The 6,953-nt window shown below is 45.4% G+C and carries 4 protein-coding genes; all 4 read right to left on the bottom strand.

The window, feature by feature from the left end:
• Nucleotides 1-194: 194 nt before the first annotated feature.
• Nucleotides 195-3,305, bottom strand: coding sequence for an efflux RND transporter permease subunit (locus BM334_RS12565; RefSeq protein ID WP_092842201.1), 3,111 nt, complete (start codon nt 3,303-3,305; stop codon nt 195-197).
• Nucleotides 3,306-3,365: 60 nt separating this feature from the next.
• Nucleotides 3,366-4,301: an efflux RND transporter periplasmic adaptor subunit gene (locus BM334_RS12560; protein WP_092842198.1), complete on the bottom strand. Its 936-nt coding sequence runs from the start codon at nt 4,299-4,301 to the stop codon at nt 3,366-3,368.
• A 14-nt stretch (nt 4,302-4,315) separates the two neighbouring features.
• Complete coding sequence (locus BM334_RS12555) at nt 4,316-5,647, bottom strand: TolC family protein (protein WP_241970925.1); 1,332 nt, start codon at nt 5,645-5,647, stop codon at nt 4,316-4,318.
• 472 nt (nt 5,648-6,119) lie between these two features.
• Nucleotides 6,120-6,737: a cation efflux transmembrane domain-containing protein gene (locus BM334_RS12545; protein ID WP_015065928.1), complete on the bottom strand. Its 618-nt coding sequence runs from the start codon at nt 6,735-6,737 to the stop codon at nt 6,120-6,122.
• Nucleotides 6,738-6,953 lie beyond the last annotated feature (216 nt).

Raw genomic sequence — 6,953 nt, 5'->3', positions numbered from 1 at the left:
AGCAGTAGGTGAAGCATCAACCAGATAATCCGATGAGATGCCGGTCTGTCTCACTCTCATGCAAAGGTAAGATCAACCATTTAATCCGCTTACCCAGAATATGATTGTAAAGTCTATACTTAATAAAGAGTCAATAGGTACCTAAAAATCGTTCAGGTAAAACTTGGGCATTTACGAATAAATGCCCAAGAACACTACTGATCCCCTTTACTATGCACGAGTCGATAGAGTACAGGCAGCACTACCAGTGTTAGCAAGGTTGACGATATTATCCCGCCGATGACCACCGTGGCCAAAGGCCGTTGCACCTCTGCACCTATGCCCGTATTGAGCGCCATGGGCACAAATCCAAGGCTTGCCACTAGTGCTGTCATTAATACCGGACGCAAACGAATAAGTGCCCCTTCAACAATGCTATTCACTAATTCTCCGGTTTCTAGCAAACGTTGCTTGATGAAGGACAGCATTACCAATCCGTTTAATACGGCAATCCCAGACAACGCGATAAATCCTACCGACGCGGATATGGATAAAGGCATATCCCTTAACCAAAGAGACATTACACCGCCTGTTAATGCCAAAGGGATACCTGTGAAGATAATCAACGCATCGCGTATAGAACCAAACGCAATTACCAGCATTGTCAAAATCACAAACAACGTAACCGGTACCACAATCGTCAATCGTTGACTCGCACTTTCGAGCTGCTCAAAGGTTCCACCATAGTCGAGCCAATAACCAGCAGGTAAATCTACTTCATCATTAATTCTCGCCTGAGCTTCTTCAACAAAAGTGCCAATATCTCTGTCACGCACATTTGCTGTGACAACAATACTACGTTTGCCATTCTCCCGGCTTATTTGGCTAGGTACTTCTTTAAATGCCAGTGTGGCTAATTCGCTTATCGGTACATGCTCACCAGAGGGCGTGACTATGGGAACGCTCTCAAGCTGAGTGAGTTCATTTCGAATGTCGTCGGCATATCGCACGACAATTTCAAAGCGTCTGTCGCCCTCAAAAATCATTCCAGCGGTTTCTCCACCTGTCGCAGCATTGAGCCATAACTGCAAGTCGGCTATATCCAAACCAAAGCGTGCCAATTGATCAGGCTTTGGTGTGACGGTGAAGATTGGAATGCCTTCTACCTGCTCAAGCCTCGCGTCATCAGCTCCTTCAATCGTTGAAATAACGGACAAAATGTCAGAAGCAGATGCAAAGAGGGTATCTAAGTCATCCCCAAATAGTTTTATGCCCAAATCTGCCCTTACCCCACTGATCAATTCATTAAACCGCATTTGAATAGGTTGGGTAAATTCATAATTATTGCCGGGCAAGGTAAACAAGTCCTCTTCAAACGTTTCGACTAGCTCGGCTTTAGTCATTGATGGATCGGGCCATTGTTCCCTAGGCTTCAAAATAACAAACGTATCAGTAATGTTGGGCGGCATAGGATCGGTAGCGACCTCACCCGTACCCGTGCGACCGAATACCGTCTGAACTTGCTCATACTGCATAAGTTTCGCTTCAAGTGCTTTTTGCATTTCAACCGCTTGTTCTACCCCAGTCCCAGGGATGCGTATCGCCTGTACTAAGATATCACCTTCATTGAGCTGAGGAATAAACTCCGAGCCTAATTTGCTGCCCATCCATAGACTGCCGATAACCAAAGCACTCGCACCTACTACTACTAGCCATCTAAAACGCAGCGCGCCCATTAAAATAGAACGATACACTGCCTTTGCACCAATAATAATTGGGTTTTCTTTTTCGCTAATTTTACCTCTCATGAAAATCGCTATCGCCGCAGGCACTACGGTAAAACAAAATACCATTGCGGCAAGCAAAGCCATTATCACGGTCGCTGCCATGGGGTGGAACATTTTACCTTCGACGCCAGTGAGCGTGAACAAGGGGATATAAACAATGGTAATGATCAATACACCAAACAAACTGGGACGTATGACTTCATTAGTGGCTTCATATACAACATTCAGTCTTTCTTTGAGCGGTAGAGTTGCGCCGTTTTGCTTCTGGGATTCGGATAATCGCCTGATACAGTTTTCAACAATGATAACTGCGCCATCGACAATCAAGCCAAAATCCAGTGCGCCTAAACTCATTAAGTTAGCAGACACATCGGTTTTGACCATACCCGATATCGTGGCAAGCATTGCCAGGGGGATTACAGCGGCTGTAATAAGTGCAGCTCGCACATTCCCAAGCAAAACGAATAGCACAACGATGACAAGTAAAGCGCCCTCGACGAGGTTTTTCTGTACTGTGTCGATGGTTTTGTCAACGAGGCTTGTTCTATCGTAAACCGCTTCAAGGATAACGCCCTCGGGTAAGCTTGTTTTAATGGTTTCGAGCTTACTGTCCACAGCTTTGGCGACCGTACGAGAGTTTTCTCCCACTAACATCATTGTCGTGCCAATCACTGTTTCTTGGCCATTTAACGTGCCGGCTCCAGAGCGCAGCTCTTTACCGAGGTTGATTTGGGCGATGTCTTGAATTTTTACCGGTACGCCATCAATGATCTTAACAACCACTTGGCCGATATCGTCGATGCCCCTCAGTTGGGCTTCCGATCTGATCAGTACTTGTTGCCCATTTTGTTCTACAAAACCAGCGCCTTGATTCGCATTGTTGCGTTCTAGCGCACTGAGAAGGTCACCTGTACTTATCCCAAAGTTTATCATTGCGACTGGATTAGGATTCACATGATATTGCTTTTCAAATCCGCCTATCGCATAAACCTCGGTCACCCCCTCAACAAGCGACAATTGGGGCTTAACTACCCAATCATGGATCTCCCTTAATGCCATAGCATCATAGGGTTGACCGTTGTCCTGTCGCGCCTGAGGCTCAGCACTTAACGAGTACATGTAAATTTCACCCAAGCCTGTGGCGATAGGGCCCATTTCAGGGGTTAACCCTGTTGGCAATTGCGCCGCGATGGCGGTGAGACGCTCGTTGACGAGATTTCGTGCGAAATATAAATCGGTACCCTCTTTAAACACGACTGTGACTTGCGACAAGCCATAGCGTGATATCGAGCGGGTATACGATAAATTAGGCAAACCGGCCAGCGAGGTTTCAACTATAAACGTTATGCGTTGTTCAGTCTCCAAAGGCGAGTAACCTGGGGTTGCGGTATTTATCTGCACTTGCACGTTGGTGATATCAGGCACAGCATCAATCGGCAATTGTTTGTAACTGTACATACCAAAAAAGGCGACAAACAAGGCGAACAACATCATGACACCACGTCGCTCAATGGATAGACGGAGTATTGGTGCTATCATGTTCTCACCTCACCGTTTTTATGGACTTGGCTTTGCTTTTGACAATAAATGCGCAGGTAATTAGTCATCATCGCCCGCCTCCATTTTTAATAAATCAGCTTTTAGTAGATAGCTATTTTCTACAACGACTTGCTGGCCTATTTGAACGCCCTTCACAATCTCTACTAAACGGTTGTCCGTGTTCCCAAGCTTTACTTGGCGGGGGTAAAATCGCTCCCCTTCTTTGACAAAAACAATGGTTTGCCCATCTAACTCTTGTATTGAACTTTTGGGGAGTGCCAGATTGACTTCTTGGAAACCAATCTGAATATAACCCTCTACCATAGCGCCTAAAGGCCAATAACCACTGCCATTATTAACGTTCACAAACGCGATAGAATAGGGTTTGTCATCCGGTGAGGACGTAATGTGGCTTATACTTGATTGTTGCTGCAATTCCTCAAGCCTTAAAGTGACTTCCATATCAGCGGCAATACGAGTACGTTGTTTGGGGAAAATAGCCAATTGAGCAATTGCGCGAGAGTAATTAGCAACAGAAAGCAGTACTTGACCGTTGGTGAGCTCACCATCATTGGCGTGTCTAGCTATGATTTTTCCAGACATCGGTGAGGTGATTGAGTATTGATTTAAACTCTCGTTTGACTCAATGATTGCCAGTGTGTCACCTTTTTCTACTTTATCTCCAATATTCACCATGATACGTTTTACAACACCGTCGAAGCGGGCACGAATATGACTCAGTGACGCAGGATCATGAACTATCCGCCCAAAGGTTCTGGTTGTGAGCGATAATGTTCCTGATGCGGCCGATGCAGTCACGATATCGTGTTCAAGCATCCGTTCTTGAGATAACACTACGTACTCGGGTCTTTCTTCGGCTTCCTCATCGTCATCATCAGCCAGGGCGACAGAAGCAAACAGTAAAGTAACTAGCATGACTAACATGCCAAGCAAGTCACGTGCGCTAGTAACTAATGTAAATTGTGATTTATTCATTATTTTTTCTCTATTCATTGTGATGATTGAGCAGACGTCGAGGGAGAGTCAGAAAACACGGGAATTCCCGTAAGTGCCTCTAGATCTGCGCTTCGAAGGTGAACTAAGCCTGCGGCTTTTATCATAGTTCGTTGCATATCTATGAGTTGCTGTTGCGTTGTCACCCACTCTATGTAGTTGTAGCGACCACTTTCATAGCCATCCCGCGCCAATTTCAATGCAGATTCCAATGTTGGGACGACATTGTCTTGAAGGGTCGTAACAGTGAGCAAGGCTTGGTCTTTTGCGCTAATGACTTGATTTAATTGGCGAGTGAGTTCACGAATTTTCGCTTGTTTTTGATAGTCTATACTGTCAAGCAATGCGCGCTGTTGTTCGTATTCACCTAGATTCCGCTGCTTGGTATTTAACGGCACCGAAATACTGGCGACTAACGCTGTGTCATCAATTCCCTGCATTCTTCGGATACCGGCTTCCCACGCAATGTCGAACTGCTGACTGGCCTGAACCACTCTCAATCTGGCCTCTTGTACCCGATAGTTATCAGCATAAAGCAGAACGTGTGGATTGCTTTGAAGCTGTGAAAGCACTTGTTCAAGTGATAGTGAATTTGGAAACGATAACAGTGTCCCTTCAACTTCCGCAAACGCAGCGTTAGTGTCACCCCACATGATGGCCAGGTCGCGTTTATACTCATTGAGTTTTTGTTCACTTATCAATAACGACAAACGCGCCTGCGACAACGCTGACTCTGCACGTTTTTTCTCAAGTGGTGAAGAAGCCCCCGCTTCAACCCGTGTAGAGACTGTCTGAAGCATTGTGCGAGCCAGCATTTCAGCTCGTTGCTCAGTCTTGTGCAACGCTTGTTGGACAATGACATTGATATATCGTCGAGTTGTTTCACCCAAGATGTCCAGCGTACGAATGCGCCGTTGTGTAAGCAGTTGTGCTTTTTTTGAACTCACCACATTCATGCGGCCGCTGACTTTATCTCCAAGCTCGATGACCGACGATAAGGTCAGTGTCAATTCGGCATCTTTGATACCAGACACTTCGCCTGTTCCCAACACATTTTCAACTTCAACCCCAACAGACATTTCAGGTCGTAAGCTGGCCATTTTTGATTCACCATCCAAAGCCGAAGATTTAAATTCGAACACAACTAAATCTGGGTTGTTTGATAATGTGCGTTTGAGCGCATCTTCAAGCGTGATTGAAGACTTTTGCGCATTTTCAAGCGTGATTGAAGACTTTTGCGCATTGGCAGATTGAACAGATATGCTCATGGTTACCAGTGCAGCAGATATCAATTTCAGATACGCTGAGCTAGCTTTTTTTATGCCCAATGGGCGTGAAGAACTCATAAAAGAACCTTTTGTTCATAAGATAACGACATACATGGAAAGCACCCATGCAAATATATAGGAGGGAATGGATTAATGTTGAGGTGGGCGCAAAAGGCCTTCGACTAGGCCGTCAGTGACGTTGCGGGAATAACTGTATTGATTGGTATATAACGGTTTAGATACGTCATTTATTGGGTGTTGTGCCAGAAACTTAATCTGTCCACATTGACACAGCACACAATGGAAACACTTAGACTCTTCACTCGACGTATTATCACCAGCATTTACATTTTTTTCGGGAACATCATAAGTGCCTATCGACTTTGATTGTTCAGGGACTGACGATACCTCCGCAGGGTAGTCATCGCATTGAGCGGCGAACGAAAAGCCCGATTGACACATGAGCAAAGTAATAAGTAGCCATGCCAACCTACGCAGTTTTGATGTGCAATTAAAAATTGGCATTTTCTTATCAACTTTGCGCATTAAGCGCTCGCTGTCTTTCATTTCCAGCATCTTCGAGGATCATTTTTGCCCCGCGCAACACAACGCACGAAACTATCACACCGATAACCAGATCAGGCCATCGAGAATCGAGCCAAAACACCAAAACGCCAGCAAAGATAACACCTAAGTTGGCAATCACATCGTTGGCTGAAAATATCCAGCTTGCCCGCATATGCACTTCTTCATTTCTTTGTTTGCGTATGATCACAAGACAAATGACATTAGCAACCAGTGCAACTGCCCCCATAGCCATCATTAGTCCCGATACAGGTTCGCTACCGTAAATTGACCGTCTTACAATATCAATGATAATCAACACACCCAGTGCCATCTGAAAAAAGCCGCTAATTCTAGCCGCATTGGCTTTGTGCAATAGCGATTTACCAATAGCATAAAGGGCAACACCATAGACAACTGCGTCGGCGAGCATATCAAGTGAATCGGCTATTAATGCGGTTGAATCAGCAAGCAACCCGATCCCCATTTCTATAACAAACATTGTCGCGTTTATTCCCAAAAGCCAATACAAAACCTGTCGTTGAGACTGGTCTTTTATTTCAACTTCGCACCCACATCCGCTCATTACCAACACCTGTAGATTTGCGTTTAGTGCGTCTACTGTATCGGGGGCTTGCCAGTTCCATAGGTGCACCCAGTTAAAGAACGGGGTCACCGAAACATACTCGCCATAGGCCATTGATTGCTGCACCAGCCATTTTATGGCCTGATCAGACGCTGCCAGCAGGCCCGATATGGACAATAGGGCATACGGCGAGAGCTTTTTGCCAATAATGAGCAT

The sequence above is a fragment of the Pseudidiomarina donghaiensis genome (genome assembly GCF_900116895.1).
GTDB classification, from domain to species: domain Bacteria; phylum Pseudomonadota; class Gammaproteobacteria; order Enterobacterales; family Alteromonadaceae; genus Pseudidiomarina; species Pseudidiomarina donghaiensis.
Note: the sequence above shows the minus strand (reverse complement) of the source record. Positions and strands in the feature narration are given on the sequence as shown.

Bases quoted from the DNA above. Each gene is read 5' to 3' on its own strand.
- BM334_RS12560 (WP_092842198.1), bottom strand. From the start codon at position 4,301: ATGAATAAATCACAATTTACATTAGTTACTAGCGCACGTGACTTGCTT.
- BM334_RS12545 (WP_015065928.1), bottom strand. From the start codon at position 6,737: ATGAGCGGATGTGGGTGCGAAGTTGAAATAAAAGACCAGTCTCAACGA.
- BM334_RS12565 (WP_092842201.1), bottom strand. From the start codon at position 3,305: ATGATAGCACCAATACTCCGTCTATCCATTGAGCGACGTGGTGTCATG.